Consider the following 18,075-nt stretch of genomic DNA (forward strand, 5'->3'; position numbering starts at 1 on the left):
GCGTTACATCTCAATCTCAATATCGCCTTTTGCCCTGCAACAGCAGGGTAAAATTTCGTCAGGCTGCACAAAGGCCAGCGGTTCGGTGAGCCAGTCAACCTGACCGGCGACCAGACGGATGCGACACGAGCCGCAGTAGCCTTCGCGGCACTGATATTCCACTTCCACGTTATGCGATTCAAGCGCGGCGAGCAGGGAAGGGTGCTCATCCTGGCACAGCAGCTGTGTGCCAGTGATGCGCAGCGTAACGCGTCCCATCAGAGCTGGAAATTGCTCAGATCGTCGGTATCGACTTCAGAGTCGATCTGACCGACCAGGTAAGAACTGACTTCCACTTCCTGCGGCGCGACCTGCACGTTGTCCGACACCAGCCAGGTGTTGATCCACGGGATCGGGTTGGAGCGCGTCTGGAAGGGGAGATCAAGGCCAACCGCCTGCATGCGGATGTTGGTGATATATTCCACGTACTGGCAAAGAATGTCTTTGTTCAGACCGATCATTGAGCCGTCGCGGAACAGATAATCTGCCCACTCTTTTTCCTGCTGCGCCGCCTGGACAAACAGGTCATAGCACTCTTGCTTGCACTCTTCGGCAATCTCCGCCATTTCCGGATCGTCGCTGCCGGAACGCAGCAGGTTCAGCATGTGCTGAGTGCCGGTCAGGTGCAGCGCTTCGTCGCGGGCAATCAGGCGAATGATTTTGGCGTTGCCTTCCATCAGTTCGCGCTCGGCGAAGGCGAACGAGCAGGCAAAGCTGACGTAGAAGCGAATGGCTTCCAGCGCGTTAACGCTCATCAGGCACAGGTACAGCTTTTTCTTCAGTTCACGCAGGTTCACGGTGACGGTTTTGCCATTTACCGTGTGCGTGCCTTCGCCCAGCAGATGCCAGTAGCTGGTCATCTCAATCAGTTCGTCATAATAGCTGGCGATGCCTTCAGCGCGTTTCTGAATTTGCTCGTTGGTCACGATATCGTCAAACACCACCGCCGGATCGTTGACGATATTACGAATGATATGGGTGTAAGAGCGGGAGTGAATTGTTTCTGAAAACGCCCAGGTTTCGACCCAGGTCTCCAGCTCCGGAATGGAGATCAGCGGCAGCAGCGCCACGTTCGGACTGCGTCCCTGAATGGAGTCCAGTAGCGTCTGATACTTCAGGTTGCTGATAAAAATGTGTTTTTCATGCTCCGGCAGCGCCTGGTAGTCGATGCGGTCGCGGGAAACGTCCACTTCTTCCGGACGCCAGAAGAAGGAGAGCTGTTTTTCAATCAGCTTTTCGAAGATGTCATATTTTTGCTGATCGTAACGCGCAACGTTCACCGGCTGGCCGAAAAACATCGGTTCCAGCAACTGGTCATTTTTCGTCTGTGAAAAAGTGGTGTATGCCATTGAAGTGAGTCCTTTGTGGGATGAGCGCCGGATAGGGGCAAGCACCGTATCCGGCCTACAAACCGTGCAATCGTAGGCCGGGTAAGCGTAGCGCCACCCGGCATCTTTCATCAGATCTTACATGCGCCGCTTTCGCAGCCATCGTCCTGAATGGATGGCACCAGATCGTCCTGGGCATCTTCCGCACCATCGCGGGTGTTCTGATAATACAGCGTCTTGACGCCGAATTTATAGGCGGTGAGCAGGTCTTTCAGCAACTGCTGCATCGGCACTTTTCCTGACGGGAAGCGTGTCGGGTCATAGTTGGTGTTAGCCGAAATCGACTGATCGATAAATTTCTGCATGATGCCAACTAACTGCAGATACCCATCGTTACCCGGCATTTCCCACAGCAGTTCGTAGGCCTTGCCCAGATGCTCATAGTCCGGTACCACCTGACGCAGAATGCCGTCCTTCGACGCTTTAATGCTGACGTAACCGCGCGGCGGCTCAATACCGTTGGTCGCGTTCGAGATCTGCGAAGAGGTCTCGGACGGCATTAGCGCAGAGAGCGTGGAGTTACGCAGGCCGTGGGTCTTGATGGATTCACGCAACGCTTCCCAGTCGTGATGAAGCGGCTCGTTGGCAATCGCGTCGAGGTCTTTCTTATAAGTATCGATCGGCAGAATGCCCTGCGCATAGGTGGTCTCGTTAAACCACGGGCAGGCGCCTTGTTCGATCGCCAGTTCGTTAGAGGCTTTCAGCAGATAGTACTGGATCGCTTCAAACGTTTTGTGCGTCAGGTTGTTGGCGCTGCCGTCGGAGTAGCGAACGCCGTGTTTCGCCAGATAGTAGGCGAAGTTAATGACGCCGATGCCCAGCGTACGGCGACCCATGGCGCCACGTTTCGCGGCCGGGATAGGGTAGTCCTGGTAATCCAGCAGCGCGTCGAGGGCGCGAACCGCCAGCACCGCCAGCTCTTCCAGTTCGTTAAGGCTGTTGATCGCGCCGAGGTTAAACGCAGACAGCGTACACAGCGCGATTTCGCCGTTTTCGTCGTTAACGTCCATCAGCGGCTTGGTGGGCAGGGCGATTTCCAGGCACAGGTTGGACTGACGTACCGGCGCGACCTGCGGGTCGAACGGGCTATGGGTGTTGCAATGGTCAACGTTCTGAATGTAGATACGGCCCGTGGACGCACGTTCCTGCATCATCAGAGAGAACAGATCTACCGCTTTTACGCGCTGTTTACGGATACTGTCGTCTTTTTCGTATTTGGTATACAGACGTTCGAACTCATCCTGATCGGCGAAGAACGCGTCATACAGGCCCGGGACGTCAGACGGGCTGAACAGGGTGATGTCTTCCCCTTTCAGCAGGCGGGTGTACATCAGTTTGTTGATCTGTACGCCATAGTCCATGTGACGCACGCGGTTGCCTTCCACGCCGCGGTTGTTTTTCAGCACCAGCAGGCTTTCGACTTCCAGATGCCACATCGGGTAGAACAAGGTTGCTGCGCCGCCGCGCACGCCGCCCTGCGAGCAGGATTTCACCGCCGTCTGGAAGTGTTTGTAGAACGGGATGCAGCCGGTGTGGAACGCTTCGCCGCCGCGAATCGGGCTGCCCAGCGCGCGGATGCGACCGGCGTTGATGCCGATACCGGCGCGCTGGGAGACGTATTTCACGATGGCGCTGGAGGTCGCGTTAATCGAGTCCAGGCTGTCGCCGCACTCAATTAGCACGCAAGAGCTGAACTGGCGCGTCGGGGTGCGCACGCCGGACATAATTGGCGTCGGCAGGGAAATCTTGAACGTAGAAACGGCATCGTAAAAACGCTTAACGTAATCGAGACGGGTTTCACGCGGATAGTTCGAGAACAGGCAGGCGGCCACCAGAATATACAGGAACTGGGCGCTCTCGTAGATCTCGCCGGTGACGCGGTTCTGCACCAGGTATTTGCCTTCCAACTGTTTCACGGCAGCATAGGAGAAGGTCATATCGCGATCGTGCACGATGAACGAATCCATCTGCTTGAACTCTTCTTCCGTGTAGTCTTCCAGCAGATGATTGTCGTATTTGCCCATCTCAACCATTTTTACCACATGGTCGTACAGCGCGGGCGGCTCGAACTCGCCGTAGGCTTTTTTACGCAGATGGAAAATCGCCAGGCGAGCGGCCAGGTACTGGTAGTCCGGCGCGTCGCGGGAGATCAGATCGGCGGCGGCTTTGATGATCGTTTCATGGATATCGGATGTCTTGATACCGTCATAAAACTGGATGTGGGAGCGCAGTTCGACCTGAGAAATCGAGACGTTGTTCAGTCCTTCTGCCGCCCAATCCAGAACCCGATGGATTTTGTCGAGATTGATGCGCTCTGTACTACCATCACGCTTTGTCACCAGCAGACTCTGATTCATGTGGTTTTTACCTGTCCGTGAAAGAAAAAATATCCCCCGCATTATCCACAGCGCCACCTTGTGACTAACTCTGTGGATAAATACTATATGTAGGGGGTGGGTGTTAAAGTAAACGCTATATGGTGAGTATTCTAGTAGGGAATCTTTTCAGTACAAGAGTTGATTTTAAGGTTAAATTGAGGTTGCAAAAGGGTAAGAAAGGCTAAGTGCGCGTCTTATAAGGCCTGGCGGGGATGTCAATAATTCATAAAAAAAATAGATAATTTGATCGAGTGCTGATTTCTTCAACGAAGGTGAAGAAAGTTCTTATGACCTGGCACAATTTTTTCGGATTTTTATTTTTTCCGCAGGCCGGACAGGACGCCGTAGCGTCTCATCCGGCGACGGGATTACTCAGCTTTAGCCGTGGTATGCACCATGTAGTTGACGTCAACGCCCGGGCCCAGCTTGAAGCTGTTGGTGAGCGGGTTATAGTGCAGGCCGGTGATATGGCGTTCTTTCAGGGCCGTCTCGTCCACCCAGCCTAACAGCTCGGCGGGCTTGATAAATTTTTTCACATCATGCGTGCCCTTGGGCACCATTCGCAGAATGTATTCTGCGCCGACGACCGCCATCAGCCAGGATTTACCGTTACGGTTAATCGTCGAGAAAAAGACTTCGCCGCCGGGTTTGACTAACTGTGCGCAGGCGCGAACCACCGACTGCGGATCCGGGACATGCTCCAGCATCTCCATGCAGGTCACCACATCATACTGTCCGGCATGCTTCGCCGCGTGTTCCTCCACGGTTTCCTGCACGTAATCGACGTGAATACCGCTTTCCAGCGCATGCAGTTTTGCCACCTGCAGCGGCTCGAAGCCCATATCCAGCCCGGTAACGCTGGCGCCTTCGCGGGCCATACTTTCAGCCAGAATGCCGCCGCCGCAGCCGACGTCGAGCACCTTTTTCCCAAACAGACCCCCGGAACGCTCCGCGATGTAACCGAGGCGCAGCGGGTTAATGCGGTGCAGCGGCTTAAATTCGCCTTCCAGATCCCACCAGCGCGACGCGACTGCTTCAAATTTGGCAATTTCTTCGTGGTCAACGTTCTGGTTTACCGGCTGTTTTTCGGCATTCATCGGGGCTATTACTCCTTATTTGGCATGACGAATGAGTATATCAGGCATTCACGCTGAATAAAGCGCAGATCCCGGCCATACAGCAGGTCGCGGCCAGCTTAAGTATTTAGGGGATAGGTTTACCTCAATCAGCGCGGTTGTGTTATAATTTGCGACCTTTGAATCCGGGATACAGTAGAGGGATAGCGGTTAGATGAGCGACCTTGCGAGAGAAATTACACCGGTCAACATTGAGGAGGAGCTGAAAAGCTCTTATCTGGATTACGCGATGTCGGTCATTGTTGGCCGTGCGCTGCCGGATGTCCGAGATGGCCTGAAGCCGGTACACCGTCGCGTACTTTACGCCATGAACGTATTGGGCAATGACTGGAATAAAGCCTATAAAAAATCTGCCCGTGTCGTTGGTGACGTAATCGGTAAATACCATCCTCACGGCGATTCCGCGGTGTATGACACCATTGTTCGTATGGCGCAGCCGTTTTCGCTGCGCTATATGCTGGTGGATGGTCAGGGTAACTTCGGTTCTATCGACGGCGACTCTGCTGCGGCGATGCGTTATACGGAAATCCGTCTGGCGAAGATTGCCCATGAACTGATGGCCGATCTGGAAAAAGAGACGGTAGATTTCGTTGATAACTATGACGGCACGGAGAAAATCCCTGACGTTATGCCAACGAAGATCCCGAACCTGCTGGTAAACGGTTCGTCCGGTATCGCGGTAGGTATGGCGACCAACATCCCGCCGCACAACCTGACGGAAGTGATCAACGGTTGCCTGGCCTATATCGACGATGAAGACATCAGCATTGAAGGGCTGATGGAACACATCCCGGGTCCGGACTTCCCGACTGCGGCGATCATTAATGGTCGTCGCGGCATTGAAGAAGCCTACCGTACCGGTCGCGGCAAAGTGTACATTCGCGCGCGCGCCGAAGTGGAAGCGGACGCGAAAACCGGTCGCGAAACCATTATCGTTCATGAAATCCCGTACCAGGTGAACAAAGCGCGCCTGATCGAGAAAATCGCTGAGCTGGTAAAAGATAAGCGCGTTGAAGGCATCAGCGCACTGCGTGACGAGTCCGATAAAGACGGTATGCGCATTGTGATTGAAGTGAAACGCGATGCGGTTGGGGAAGTGGTTCTGAACAACCTCTATTCCCAGACGCAGCTGCAGGTCTCCTTCGGTATTAACATGGTGGCGTTGCACCACGGCCAGCCGAAGATCATGAACCTGAAAGATATCATTTCCGCGTTCGTGCGCCATCGCCGTGAAGTGGTGACTCGCCGTACCATTTTCGAACTGCGTAAAGCCCGCGATCGCGCGCATATCCTTGAAGCGTTGGCGATTGCGCTGGCGAACATCGATCCGATCATTGAACTGATCCGCCGCGCGCCGACTCCGGCAGAAGCGAAAGCCGCGCTGATCGCGCGTCCGTGGGATCTGGGCAACGTGGCGGCGATGCTGGAGCGTGCGGGCGATGACGCTGCGCGTCCGGAATGGCTGGAACCGGAATTCGGTGTGCGTGATGGTCAGTACTATCTGACTGAACAGCAGGCTCAGGCGATTCTGGATCTGCGCTTGCAGAAGCTGACCGGTCTTGAGCATGAAAAACTGCTCGATGAGTACAAAGAGCTGCTGGAGCAGATCGCTGAACTGCTGCATATTCTGGGCAGCGCCGATCGTCTGATGGAAGTGATCCGCGAGGAGCTGGAGCTGATCCGCGATCAGTTCGGCGATGCGCGCCGCACCGAAATCACCGCCAACAGCGCGGACATCAACATCGAAGACCTGATCAACCAGGAAGACGTTGTGGTGACTCTGTCGCACCAGGGTTACGTGAAGTATCAGCCGTTGACCGACTACGAAGCCCAGCGCCGTGGCGGAAAAGGCAAATCAGCGGCACGCATTAAAGAAGAAGACTTTATCGACCGCCTGCTGGTGGCCAACACCCACGACACCATCCTCTGCTTCTCCAGCCGTGGACGCCTGTACTGGATGAAAGTTTACCAGTTGCCGGAAGCGAGTCGCGGCGCGCGTGGTCGTCCGATCGTTAACCTGCTGCCGTTAGAAGCTGATGAACGTATCACCGCTATCCTGCCGGTACGCGAGTACGAAGAGGGCGTGAACGTCTTTATGGCGACCGCCAGCGGTACGGTGAAGAAAACCGCGCTGACCGAGTTCAGCCGCCCGCGTTCCGCCGGTATCATTGCGGTGAACCTGAACGAGGGCGACGAGCTGATTGGCGTCGATCTCACCTCTGGCTCCGATGAAGTCATGCTGTTCTCTGCCGCCGGTAAAGTGGTGCGCTTTAAAGAGGACGCCGTCCGTGCGATGGGCCGTACCGCGACCGGCGTGCGCGGCATCAAGCTGGCGGGCGAAGACAAGGTGGTTTCGCTGATTATTCCTCGTGGCGAAGGCGCTATCCTGACCGTGACGCAAAACGGTTACGGTAAGCGTACCGCGGCGGACGAATATCCGACCAAGTCACGTGCGACACAGGGTGTTATCTCTATCAAAGTGACCGAGCGCAACGGTTCCGTTGTTGGCGCGGTGCAGGTAGACGATTGTGACCAGATCATGATGATTACCGATGCCGGTACGCTGGTGCGTACCCGCGTGTCGGAAATCAGCGTGGTGGGTCGTAACACCCAGGGCGTGATCCTCATCCGTACTGCGGAAGATGAAAACGTCGTGGGCCTGCAGCGTGTTGCTGAACCGGTGGATGACGAAGAGCTGGATTCTATCGACGGCAGCGTCGCGGAAGGGGATGATGACATCGCTCCGGAAGCGGAAACCGACGACGATGCGGCGGATGACGCAGACGAGTAATTGACTCACCGCTGAGTGCGAAGGGCCGGATATTCTCCGGCCCTTTTTATTTAGTTCATCCTTTCCACGATCATGGCAATTCCCTGCCCGCCGCCAATACACAGCGTCGCCAGTCCCAGCGTTTTATCTCTCGCTGAAAGCGCGTGCAGTAACGTCACCAGGATACGTGCGCCGCTGGCGCCAATAGGATGGCCCAGCGCAATCGCGCCGCCGTTGACGTTGACTTTTTGCGGATCAAACCCCAGCGTTTTACCGACCGCTAAAAATTGCGCGGCAAAGGCTTCATTCGCTTCAATCAAGTCAATATCTGACAGCGCTAGTCCACATTGCTGTAACGCTTTTTGGGTGGCGGGAACGGGGCCCATCCCCATTAACGCGGGGGCGACGCCGCCGCTGGCATAGGCTTTGATCCGTGCCAGCGGCTTAAGCCCCGCCGCCAGCGCCGCCGATTCGGCCATGACGATAAGCGCCGCCGCGCCGTCGTTGATCCCAGAAGCATTACCGGCCGTTACCGTACCCGCCTTGTCGAAGGCGGGACGCAGCCCGGCCAGACCTTCCGCCGTACAGTCCGCTTTAGGAAATTCGTCGCGTTCCACCACCGCCGTTTTCTTCCGCGACGTGACGCTAACAGGGACGATTTCAGCCTCGAACGCGCCGGCGTTAATCGCGGCAACCGCCTTCTGCTGAGAGAGCAGCGCCAGTTCGTCCTGCATTTCGCGGCTGATGCCATATTCGCGGGCCACGTTTTCCGCCGTAATTCCCATGTGATAGCCGTGCGTGGCGCAAAGTAAGCCATCGCGCAGGATCACGTCAGAAAGCTGGCCGTCGCCGAGGCGATAACCCCAGCGGGCCTTTGCATCCAGGAGATACGGCGCCTGGCTCATGTTTTCCATTCCCCCTGCGATAATCGCCTGAGCCTGCCCGGCCTGAATCGCCTGAGCAGCAAGCGCGACGCTCTTAAGGCCTGAGCCGCAAACCTTGTTGACGGTAAAGCCGCAAACCGTTTCATTTAGCCCCGCTTTAAGCAGCGCCTGACGGGCCGGGTTTTGCCCGAGACCAGCCTGCAACACGTTCCCCATAATCACTTCATCCACGCGAGTAGGATCAAGCTGTGCGCGTTCCAGGGCTGCTTTAATGACTGTCGCCCCCAGTTCGATTGCGCTGGTAGTGGCCAGCGCGCCATTGAAGCTGCCGATAGCGGTACGTGCTGCGCTGACGATGACACAATTTTTCATCTTCTGTTCCTTAAACGTGAGGGTTGCCGTCAGAACAACGTCAAACCAATAACAAAAATGATTCCGGAGAACAGCAGGGCGGTGATGCAGTAACCCATGATGTCGCGGACCCCAAGCCCGGCGATAGCCAGAGCGGGCAGCGCCCAGAACGGTTGCGCCATGTTCATCCACTGCTCGCCATAGGCGATAGCCATGACCGATTTACCGAGGTCGGCTCCCAGTGCTTGTGCGGCGGGTATGACAAACGGACCCTGGATCACCCAGTGACCGCCCCCTGACGGCACCGCGAAGTTGATCAGTGCAGAGCTAAAAAAGGTCATGATCGGGAACGTGTCTTTGTTGGCGACGTTGATGAAAAACTCAGTGATCAATCCACCGAGACCGGAGTGTTCCATCATCAACTGGATCCCCGCATAAAACGGGAACTGCACCAGAATCCCGGCGGTGCTGCGCGCTGCGGCGCTAATGGCGCGCATGTAGGCCATCGGTGTTTTATGCAGTAGCAGACCGGCAATCATAAACATGAGATTGACGGTGTTAATGGTGATGTTGAACCCTTTCTCGGCAAAGTAGATCCCGAGATAGGCGATACCCAGCGCACCGATGATCAGCGCCAGAATCCGGCTCTCTTCCAGCTTTTCTGACGGTGGCGCATCTGCCGGCAGGGTCTTCTGGAAATCAGGCTCTTCCATCAGCAGTTTCGGGTCAACGCTGACCACATCAGAGGGTTTCGGCGTCATCATGCGAGTAATAAAAGGCATGACCACAATGAGACCAAGCGTAATGAAGATGTTGAAGCCGGTGAACAAGGTGTCGCTGACCGGGATTAACCCGGCAATATGTTCGACCGGATTGCCTGGTGTCGCCGCCAGCAGGGGCATCGAACCGGAGAAACCGCCTCCCCAGGTCAGAAACCCAATATAGGCGCAGGCGATCAGCAGCGGATAGTCAGAGCCGGGTACGCGACGGGCCACTTCCCTGGCAAACATGGCGCCTACCACCAGGCCGAAGCCCCAGTTGATCACGCAGGCGACTGAGCCAAAAAAGGTCACCAGCATAACGCCCTGAGCGGGCGTTTTAGCCGCGGACGCGGCGGTCCTCAGCAGCTTTTTCACCGGACCCGAGCTGGCCAGCGCGTGGCCTGTGACGATAATCAGCGCCATCTGCATGCCGAACGCCAGCAGATTCCAGAAACCGTCACCCCAAAAGCGCACCATGGCGACCGGCGTTTGCGGCGTAAGCCACAGCGCGATGCCGAATGTTAACAGTGTCAGCAGCATGGCAAAAATCAGCGGATCGGGAAGCCAGCGACTGACGAAGCGCGTCATAAAACGCGAGATACGGCCAATCATGCATCACCTCGCTGGATCAACAAGTCGGCGGCCACGTCAAAGTGCGCTTCGGTTTTCGATCTCAGCGTTTGCAGGTCGCAGTCTTCAGCGATTTCACACAACCACATTTTGCCATCTATAAAACGGAATACCGCCAGTTCGGTGACCAGCATATGTACCGCATGTTGGGCGGTAAGCGGCATCGTGCAGTGGCGGAGAATTTTCGCCGATCCGTCTTTCGCGCAGTGTTCCATCGCAATAATGACTTTACGCGCGCCAGTGACCAGGTCCATCGCGCCTCCCATGCCGGGCACCATTTTGCCCGGCACCACCCAGTTCGCGAGGTTGGCCTGCTCGTCAACCTGAAGGCCGCCAAGTACGCAGGCATCCACATGCCCGCCGCGAATTAGCGCGAATGACATTGCGCTGTCGAACATCGCCGCCCCGGGTAAAATTCCGCAAGGTTGGCCTCCGGCATTCACCAGATCCGGATGCGCGGTTGTCACCGGCCCGAGTCCGAGAAATCCATTTTCCGATTGCAGGGTGATATGAATATCTGCAGGCAAGTAATTGGCGACCATCGTTGGCAGGCCTATACCTAAGTTCACAATGTCGCCATCACGAAGTTCGTGCGCCACACGGCGCGCAATACGTTGTTTCGCATCCATTATTTGCTCTCCTGTGGCATGACGATATAGTCAATGACGGCGCCGGGCGTAACGATGTGGTCCGGCAACAGATCGCCTGTCGCAACCAGTTCGTCGGGTTCCACCAACGTGATGTCAGCGGCAAGGGCGATCAGCGGGTTAAAATTGCGGGCGCTGAGTTGATAGGTCAGGTTGCCAAGGGGATCGGCCCGATGCGCGCGTATCAGCGCTAAATCGGCGCGCAGTGGGCGCTCAAGCAGCCAGGTCTTACCGTCGAGCGTCAGGGTTTGTTTGCCCTCTTCGACAACCGTACCGACGCCGGTGGGGGTCAGGAAACCGCCGAGACCGGCACCGCCGCAGCGAATTTGTTCAATCAGGGTGCCTTGCGGGACCAACTGAACATCCATCTCTTTAGCAATCATTCGCCGTCCGGTTTCCGGGTTAGTGCCAATGTGCGAGGCAATGACTTTTTTCACCCGACCATTGACAATCAGAGGGCCGATACCGGTATCGACAAAAGCGGTATCGTTGGCGATAAGGGTCAAATCCCTGACGCCGGATTCCAGTAGGGTGTCGATAAGGCGAGGGGGCGTGCCAACCCCCATAAAACCGCCAACCATGATGGTCATGCCGTCACGAAAGAATTCGGCGGCGTCCTGTAAGGTAATCAGTTTTGTTTTCATTATGTTTCCCTTTTGCATACTCCATTTTGGGTACGAAGCGGGAATTGCAAACAGGATGCCAGAGTTGGGAGGAGAGGGGTTTTGAAATTAACTAGCTGAATAAAAACGAAAAATAGCAAAAGCTCCGTATGCTGTGAGGCACGGAGCTATGCAGAAAATTGCGCACTGTGCAAAATTCTGCATAGCAAATTCCGGGACTAAAGATCCGTCGGATCGATACCGTACTCCTGAAGTTTATACATCAGGGCGCGGCGGCTAATGCCTAACATCAGGGCTGCACGGGTGCGGTTACCGTCTTGTTGTTCAAGGACTTCCATAATGATCCGCTTCTCTTCGCGCTTAATTTCTTCTTTTAAATTTCGTTCGCCGGGCTGCGCGGTTTTGACCTCCGCTATGCTGCTTACCGGCTGGCGTAGCGGGGCGGGCAGATCGTCGGCAAAAATTACCGCTCCAGTATTCATCACCACTGCGCGTTCAATAACGTTTGAGAGTTCACGTATATTGCCAGGCCACGGCCAGGCGGTCAGCATCGACATGGCCGTGGGGTCGATCTCAATAATGTCGCGCTGATTTTCAGTACTGAATTTTTGCAGAAAATGGTTGGCAAGCAGTGCAATGTCCTCCCGCCGCTCGCGCAGCGGAGGCAACTGCAAATGGATGACGTTTAGCCGGTAAAAGAGATCTTCGCGGAAGGCGCCTTCCTTCACCATTGCCGGAAGGTCCCGGTTGGTGGCGGCAATAATACGGATATCGACCTGAATGGTCTGATGTCCGCCCACCCGTTCGAATTCTCGCTCCTGGAGAATCCGCAACAATTTTGCCTGCAACACTAGCGGCATTTCGCCAATTTCATCCAGAAGCAATGTTCCCGTATGAGCACGCTCAAACAGTCCCTGACGCAGGGACTGGGCGCCGGTAAAAGCCCCTTTCTCATGGCCAAATAACTCGCTTTCCAGCAGTGACTCTGGCAGCGCGGCACAGTTGATTTTGATAAACGGACCGTTGGCGCGCCGCGAGTTATAGTGAATGGCGCGGGCTATCAATTCTTTTCCGGTACCGCTTTCTCCGCTGATCAACACATTGGCCTGGGACATGGCAATTTTGGCGGTGTCTTTGCAGATATCCATCATTCGCGGACTGTTGGTCAGAATATGTCCCCATTGCCAACTGGTACTCAGCGCCTGATGCAGACGTCGAATCTCTTGCCTCATCGCCTGAAGCTGCAGCGCCCGCTGAATTAATAAATGCAGTTCATCAAGGTCGAAGGGCTTTATGACATAGTCAAACGCGCCGCTGCGCAGCGCTTCGACTGCGGTTTCGACTTCGGCATATGCCGTCATCAAAATAACGGGGATACGTGGTTGGCGGGCGCGCATCGCCTTTAATGCGTCGAGCCCGTTCATTTCCGGCATGCGGATATCCATCAACACCACGTCCGGCGGCTCGTCGGCAAATTGCTGCAAGGCTTCCTCGCCATTACTGGCGCAGTGGGTTTCATGTCCCTGGAGGGAAAACGCGGTGGTGAGCATACGACGAACGTTGTCTTCATCATCCACGATAAGGATTCGGTAGCGGGTTTTCATACTAACAAGTTTCCCTGCGGATTAATCGGTAAAATGAGGGTGAAGGTCGCGCCGCATCCCGGCATGCTGCTGATGCGAATGTCTCCCTGGTGGGCATTGATGATGCGCTGGCTAAGCGCAAGTCCAAGACCGGTTCCTGACGCTTTGGTGGTAAAGAACGGATCAAAGATTTTTTTCTGTAGCGCGATATCAATCCCGCAGCCGTTATCTTCAATCGATACTGCCTGCTGCGAAGGGGCGTATTGCCAGGTACGAATCCGGATTTCACCGCGCGCGTTAATCGCCTGCACGGCATTGATGAGAATATTGAGGATGACCTGTTTCAATAGTTCACGGTCAGCAATGATGGCGGGCAGTTCCCGGTTAAGTTCACAATTAAAGGCAATCCGCGCCTGTACACCGGAGGTTTTGACCAGAATTAACGTCTCTTCAATCAACGTGTTGAGCTGAACCCGCTGCCACTGGCTTTGTCTCGGTCGGGAAAAATCGAGAAGTTGCTGAATCACTTTATTAATAGAATCAATCTCTTTTAGCACAACGGACAAATATTCCTGGTGTACGGGGAGGGTGAGTTGCTGGCGAATAATCTGTACATAACCACGAATAGCGGTAAGCGGGTTACGGACCTCATGCGCCACGCCGGCCATTAACTCGCCCAGCGTGGCCAGCCGTTCGGTTTGTGCAAGGCGGCGCTGGGACTCTTTGCGGGCGGTCAGGTCGGAAAAAATCACTAACGCGCCAATCAGTTCACCATTGGCATTATGAATGCGACTGGTGGTGACGCTGAGCTCAATGGTACGGTCACGCGCCGGGAAACTCACTTCCTGCGCCAGATGTTCTGTGCCGTGCGCCAAAGTATCAAGCACCGGGCTGGCGAAGTGCGGGTCGGAGAAGAGTGTCGCATAGGGCCGACCGACAAGTTCACTGAGTGTATAACCGGTAATGGCTTCTGCCGCAGGGTTCATTGTGGTGACATCCCCCTGGCGATCAATGGCGATGACTCCGTCGGCGGCGTTTTCAATAATCAGATCGTTGAGCGTTTTGGTTTCGCGTAACGTTTGCGCCAGTGCGTTAACGCTGCGGCTAATTTGCCCCAGTTCGCCGGGGAGATTGGGAAGTTGGGTGGGCGTTTTATGCGCCAGCGTCGACAGACCATCGGTAATGATGTCGATATTGGCGCCGAGACGTCGGGAGAAGAGGACTATCAGCAGCAGACTGCAAAGCAGCCCCGCCACCAGTACCGCAATAATGCGCATGTCCATCTTCCATGCCTGACGTCGGATATCTTCTGTGAGCTCATTGGCCCAGATATAACCCAGAACTTCGCCGTCTCGTCGGATAGGGATCATTGAATTGAGAATATCCCCACGAACCTGGCGGCCGGAAAAGACCACAGGGGTGTTGCTACGCATTACGTCACGACCGGGATGATCGGCAGAAATGGTCACGCCAACATTGTTCTGATACAGCGCGGAAGGGGCATAAGTAATGATCGCATCCAGAGCTTTGTGATAATAGCCCGCGCCGATGCCGGGAAACGCTTGCGTGATTCGCTCGGTAATCGGGCCAAGTTCCGCATTCAGCGCCTGGATGCGTGCATCGCGCGGCAATGTGCTGAAGTGGAAAAAACGTTCTTCCAGCGCCTGGTCGAGCAGATGAACGACGGCGGACAATTTTTTCTCTTTTTCCGCTAAGACCGCTGAACGTCCTTCGGTTTCGACGATATAACCAATCGACACCGTTGGCACGATGACCATCAGGATAGCCATCAGAATCATTTGATTGCGCAAGCGTCGCGGATAGAAACCCCTTAAAAAACGCATTCTGGCATCCCTGTTACCCTTTTCAGGTAAACGCCAATTATCCGCAGTTGCGCAAAAGGTTTCTCAGCGGTGTATCATATTCCGGCAAAGAGGGGCGTGAGGATTGCGACATCGCACTTTTACCGCTACCTTAACCACACTCTATTTATCGCCTCAGGCGGAGCTTTGCCCCTTTGAAATACCTGGCTTCCTTTCGTACAACCCTGAAAATCTCGCGCTACCTGTTCAGAGCGCTGGCGCTGTTGATATGGCTGTTAATCGCCTTTGCTTCGGTGTTCTACATTGTCAACGCGCTGCATCAGCGGGAGTCCGAGATTCGTCAGGAGTTTAATCTCAGTTCCGATCAGGCCCAGCGCTATATTCAGCGTACGTCGGACGTGATGAAGGAGCTAAAGTACATTGCCGAGAATCGTTTGACGGCGGAGAACGGGGTACTTTCTTCACGCACCCGCGATGATAAAACCGTCGTGCCAACCTTTGAGCCCTTGTTTGCCGACTCGGACTGCGCGGCGATGGGCAACGCCTGGCGCGGATCGCTGGAGTCGCTGGCCTGGTTTATGCGCTACTGGCGGGATAACTTCTCCGCGGCGTACGATCTTAACCGCGTGTTCCTGATTGGCAGCGATAATCTGTGCATGGCGAATTTTGGCCTGCGCGATATGCCGGTTGAGCGCGACAATGCGCTGAAAACGCTGCATGAACGGATTATGAAATACCGCAGCGCGCCGAAGGATGATTCCGGAAATAACCTTTACTGGGTGGGGCAGGGGCCGCGTCCGGGTATCGGCTACTTTTACGCGCTGACGCCCGTATATCTGGCTAACCGGCTGCAGGCCCTGCTGGGCGTAGAGCAGGCGATCCGGATGGAAAATTTCTTTACCCCCGGCAGCCTGCCGATGGGCGTGACCATTCTTGATGAAAATGGTCATGCGCTCATCTCACTGACGGGGCCGGAAACCACCATTAAAGCTGAACCTCGCTGGATGCAGGAACGCTCCTGGTTTGGCTATACGCCCGGTTTTCGTGAGCTGGTGCTGAAGAAAAACCTGCCGCCATCCTCGCTCAGCATCGTCTATTCGGTACCGGTCGATCTGGTGCTGGAGGGGATTCGGATGTTAATTCTGAATGCCATTCTGCTGAACGTTTTGGTTGGCGCCGCGCTGTTTACCCTCGCCAGAATGTATGAGCGGCGAATTTTTATCCCGGCGGAAAGCGACGCCCAGCGGCTGGAGGAGCACGAACAGTTCAACCGTAAAATTGTGGCTTCGGCACCGGTTGGGATCTGTATCCTGCGTACCGTCGACGGCGTCAACATTCTCAGTAACGAGCTGGCGCACACCTATCTGAACATGCTCACCCATGAGGATCGGCAGCGGCTGACGCAAATCATCTGCGGACAGCAGGTGAATTTTGTCGATGTGTTGACCAGCAATAACACCAATTTGCAAATCAGCTTCGTTCATTCCCGCTATCGTAACGAGAACGTGGCGATATGCGTGCTGGTGGACGTCTCCGCACGCGTCAAAATGGAAGAGTCCTTACAGGAGATGGCGCAGGCGGCGGAGCAGGCAAGCCAGTCGAAGTCTATGTTCCTCGCAACCGTCAGCCATGAACTGCGCACCCCGCTGTACGGTATCATTGGTAACCTCGATCTCCTGCAAACCAAGGCGTTGCCGAAAGGGGTTGATCGCCTGGTGACGGCGATGAATAACTCTTCCAGCCTGTTATTGAAGATTATCAGTGATATTCTCGACTTCTCAAAGATTGAGTCCGAGCAGCTGAAAATCGAGCCGCGAGAGTTCTCCCCGCGTGAGGTGATGAGCCACATCACCGCCAACTATTTGCCGCTGGTGGTGCGCAAGCAACTCGGTCTTTATTGCTTTATCGAGCCGGACGTGCCGGTAGCGATGAATGGCGATCCAATGCGGTTGCAGCAGGTTATCTCCAATCTTCTGAGCAACGCGATTAAGTTCACCGATATCGGCTGCATTGTGCTGCACGTGCAGCGTGATCATGACTATCTGAGTATTCGGGTGCGCGATACCGGCGTTGGTATTCCGGCGAAAGAGGTCGTACGTCTGTTCGACCCGTTCTTCCAGGTTGGCACCGGGGTGCAGCGCAATTTCCAGGGAACCGGGCTGGGGCTGGCGATTTGTGAAAAGCTGATCAGCATGATGGACGGCGATATCTCGGTGGATTCAGAGCCGGGGATGGGGAGCCAGTTTACGGTGCGTATTCCGCTCTACGGCGCGCAGTATCCGGCGAAGAAGAGCCTCGACGGGCTGGTCAACACGCGCTGCTGGCTGGCGGTGCGGAACGCCTCGCTGTGCCACTTTGTTGAGAACAGCCTGACGCGCGGCGGGATGGACGTGATCCGTTATGAAGGTCAGACGCCCGCCGTCGACGACCTGCTGATCACCGACGATGCGCTGGAGCAGCCGTGGCAGGGAAGAGCGGCGGTGATATTCTGCCGTCGTCACATTGGTATTCCGCTCGAAAGAGCGCCGGGGGAATGGGTACACAGCGTGGCCTCCCCGCATGAACTGCCCGCGCTGCTGGCCCGTATCTACAGCGTCGAGCTGGACAATGAGGAACTGACAGCCTCGTTACCGGCGCCAGAAAAGGTGGCGATCGCCAACGACGATATGATGATCCTGGTGGTGGACGATCATCCGATCAACCGTCGCCTGCTGGCCGATCAGTTGGGATCGCTGGGCTATCAGTGCAAAACGGCCAATGACGGTGTGGATGCGCTGAATGTGTTGAGCAAAAACCACATTGATATTGTGCTGAGCGACGTCAACATGCCGAATATGGACGGTTACCGTCTGACCCAACGTATTCGTCAGCTTGGCCTGACGCTGCCGGTGGTCGGGGTGACGGCGAACGCGCTGGCGGAAGAGAAGCAGCGCTGCCTGGAATCGGGCATGGACAGCTGTTTGTCTAAGCCGGTGACGCTGGACGTGCTGAAACAAACCCTTGCGGTCTATGCCGAACGGGTGCGCAAAACGCGGACATAAAAAATGCCGGATAAGCGTAGC

General features: G+C 55.5%; 12 protein-coding genes. 2 read left to right on the top strand and 10 right to left on the bottom strand.

What is annotated here, in order from left to right; genetic code table 11:
- Nucleotides 1-3 precede the first annotated feature (3 nt).
- The 4 genes from yfaE to ubiG all read right to left on the bottom strand — a co-directional run bounded on the left by yfaE (nucleotide 4) and on the right by ubiG (nucleotide 4,902).
- A complete protein-coding gene (gene yfaE / locus JY391_RS07610; RefSeq protein ID WP_042290605.1) occupies nucleotides 4-258 on the bottom strand; it encodes a class I ribonucleotide reductase maintenance protein YfaE in 255 nt (84 codons plus the stop codon).
- Nucleotides 258-1,388 carry a class Ia ribonucleoside-diphosphate reductase subunit beta gene (nrdB, locus tag JY391_RS07615; RefSeq protein ID WP_042290603.1) on the bottom strand — a complete coding sequence of 377 codons (1,131 nt, stop codon included), beginning with the start codon at nucleotides 1,386-1,388 and terminating at the stop codon, nucleotides 258-260. The genes yfaE and nrdB overlap by 1 nt, the downstream gene beginning before the upstream one ends.
- Nucleotides 1,389-1,498: 110 nt before the next feature.
- The gene (gene nrdA / locus JY391_RS07620; protein WP_211935490.1) at nucleotides 1,499-3,784 is read right to left on the bottom strand and encodes a class 1a ribonucleoside-diphosphate reductase subunit alpha; all 2,286 of its coding nucleotides are present in this window, start codon (nucleotides 3,782-3,784) and stop codon (nucleotides 1,499-1,501) included.
- A gap of 389 nt (nucleotides 3,785-4,173) precedes the next feature.
- On the bottom strand, nucleotides 4,174-4,902 hold the full coding sequence (gene ubiG, locus JY391_RS07625; protein WP_042290598.1) for a bifunctional 2-polyprenyl-6-hydroxyphenol methylase/3-demethylubiquinol 3-O-methyltransferase UbiG: 729 nt from the start codon (nucleotides 4,900-4,902) through the stop codon (nucleotides 4,174-4,176).
- A 193-nt stretch (nucleotides 4,903-5,095) separates the two neighbouring features.
- Here ubiG and gyrA point away from each other — a divergent pair, with 193 nt between their 5' ends.
- Nucleotides 5,096-7,732 carry a DNA topoisomerase (ATP-hydrolyzing) subunit A gene (gyrA, locus tag JY391_RS07630; RefSeq protein ID WP_042290596.1) on the top strand — a complete coding sequence of 879 codons (2,637 nt, stop codon included), beginning with the start codon at nucleotides 5,096-5,098 and terminating at the stop codon, nucleotides 7,730-7,732.
- 50 nt (nucleotides 7,733-7,782) lie between these two features.
- On the opposite strand, the gene JY391_RS07635 is transcribed toward gyrA, so the two are convergent.
- From JY391_RS07635 to atoS, 6 genes are all read right to left on the bottom strand, one after another.
- Entirely contained in the window at nucleotides 7,783-8,967 is a 1,185-nt protein-coding gene (locus tag JY391_RS07635) for an acetyl-CoA C-acetyltransferase (RefSeq protein WP_211935491.1), read from the bottom strand.
- Nucleotides 8,968-8,996: 29 nt separating this feature from the next.
- Nucleotides 8,997-10,319, bottom strand: coding sequence for a TIGR00366 family protein (locus JY391_RS07640; protein WP_042290590.1), 1,323 nt, complete (start codon nucleotides 10,317-10,319; stop codon nucleotides 8,997-8,999).
- Nucleotides 10,316-10,966: a 3-oxoacid CoA-transferase subunit B gene (locus tag JY391_RS07645; protein WP_211935492.1), complete on the bottom strand. Its 651-nt coding sequence runs from the start codon at nucleotides 10,964-10,966 to the stop codon at nucleotides 10,316-10,318. Before JY391_RS07645 ends, JY391_RS07640 begins: the two co-directional genes overlap by 4 nt.
- Nucleotides 10,966-11,628, bottom strand: coding sequence for an acetate CoA-transferase subunit alpha (gene atoD / locus JY391_RS07650; protein ID WP_060570132.1), 663 nt, complete (start codon nucleotides 11,626-11,628; stop codon nucleotides 10,966-10,968). Before atoD ends, JY391_RS07645 begins: the two co-directional genes overlap by 1 nt.
- 197 nt (nucleotides 11,629-11,825) lie before the next feature.
- The gene (gene atoC / locus JY391_RS07655; RefSeq protein ID WP_211935493.1) at nucleotides 11,826-13,211 is read right to left on the bottom strand and encodes an acetoacetate metabolism transcriptional regulator AtoC; all 1,386 of its coding nucleotides are present in this window, start codon (nucleotides 13,209-13,211) and stop codon (nucleotides 11,826-11,828) included.
- Nucleotides 13,208-15,034 (bottom strand): two-component system sensor histidine kinase AtoS, encoded by a 1,827-nt coding sequence (atoS, locus tag JY391_RS07660; RefSeq protein ID WP_211935494.1) that lies wholly within the window; start codon nucleotides 15,032-15,034, stop codon nucleotides 13,208-13,210. Before atoS ends, atoC begins: the two co-directional genes overlap by 4 nt.
- Before the next feature lie 173 nt (nucleotides 15,035-15,207).
- Between atoS and rcsC the strand changes: the two genes are divergently transcribed.
- Entirely contained in the window at nucleotides 15,208-18,054 is a 2,847-nt protein-coding gene (gene rcsC / locus JY391_RS07665) for a two-component system sensor histidine kinase RcsC (RefSeq protein ID WP_211935495.1), read from the top strand.
- Nucleotides 18,055-18,075 lie beyond the last annotated feature (21 nt).

Origin of the sequence: Citrobacter sedlakii, from assembly GCF_018128425.1 — a bacterium.
GTDB classification, from domain to species: Bacteria; Pseudomonadota; Gammaproteobacteria; order Enterobacterales; family Enterobacteriaceae; genus Citrobacter_A; species Citrobacter_A sedlakii.

Bases quoted from the DNA above. Each gene is read 5' to 3' on its own strand.
- yfaE (WP_042290605.1), bottom strand. From the start codon at position 258: ATGGGACGCGTTACGCTGCGCATCACTGGCACACAGCTGCTGTGCCAG.
- nrdB (WP_042290603.1), bottom strand. From the start codon at position 1,388: ATGGCATACACCACTTTTTCACAGACGAAAAATGACCAGTTGCTGGAA.
- nrdA (WP_211935490.1), bottom strand. From the start codon at position 3,784: ATGAATCAGAGTCTGCTGGTGACAAAGCGTGATGGTAGTACAGAGCGC.
- ubiG (WP_042290598.1), bottom strand. From the start codon at position 4,902: ATGAATGCCGAAAAACAGCCGGTAAACCAGAACGTTGACCACGAAGAA.
- gyrA (WP_042290596.1), top strand. From the start codon at position 5,096: ATGAGCGACCTTGCGAGAGAAATTACACCGGTCAACATTGAGGAGGAG.
- JY391_RS07635 (WP_211935491.1), bottom strand. From the start codon at position 8,967: ATGAAAAATTGTGTCATCGTCAGCGCAGCACGTACCGCTATCGGCAGC.
- JY391_RS07640 (WP_042290590.1), bottom strand. From the start codon at position 10,319: ATGATTGGCCGTATCTCGCGTTTTATGACGCGCTTCGTCAGTCGCTGG.
- JY391_RS07645 (WP_211935492.1), bottom strand. From the start codon at position 10,966: ATGGATGCGAAACAACGTATTGCGCGCCGTGTGGCGCACGAACTTCGT.
- atoD (WP_060570132.1), bottom strand. From the start codon at position 11,628: ATGAAAACAAAACTGATTACCTTACAGGACGCCGCCGAATTCTTTCGT.
- atoC (WP_211935493.1), bottom strand. From the start codon at position 13,211: ATGAAAACCCGCTACCGAATCCTTATCGTGGATGATGAAGACAACGTT.
- atoS (WP_211935494.1), bottom strand. From the start codon at position 15,034: ATGCGTTTTTTAAGGGGTTTCTATCCGCGACGCTTGCGCAATCAAATG.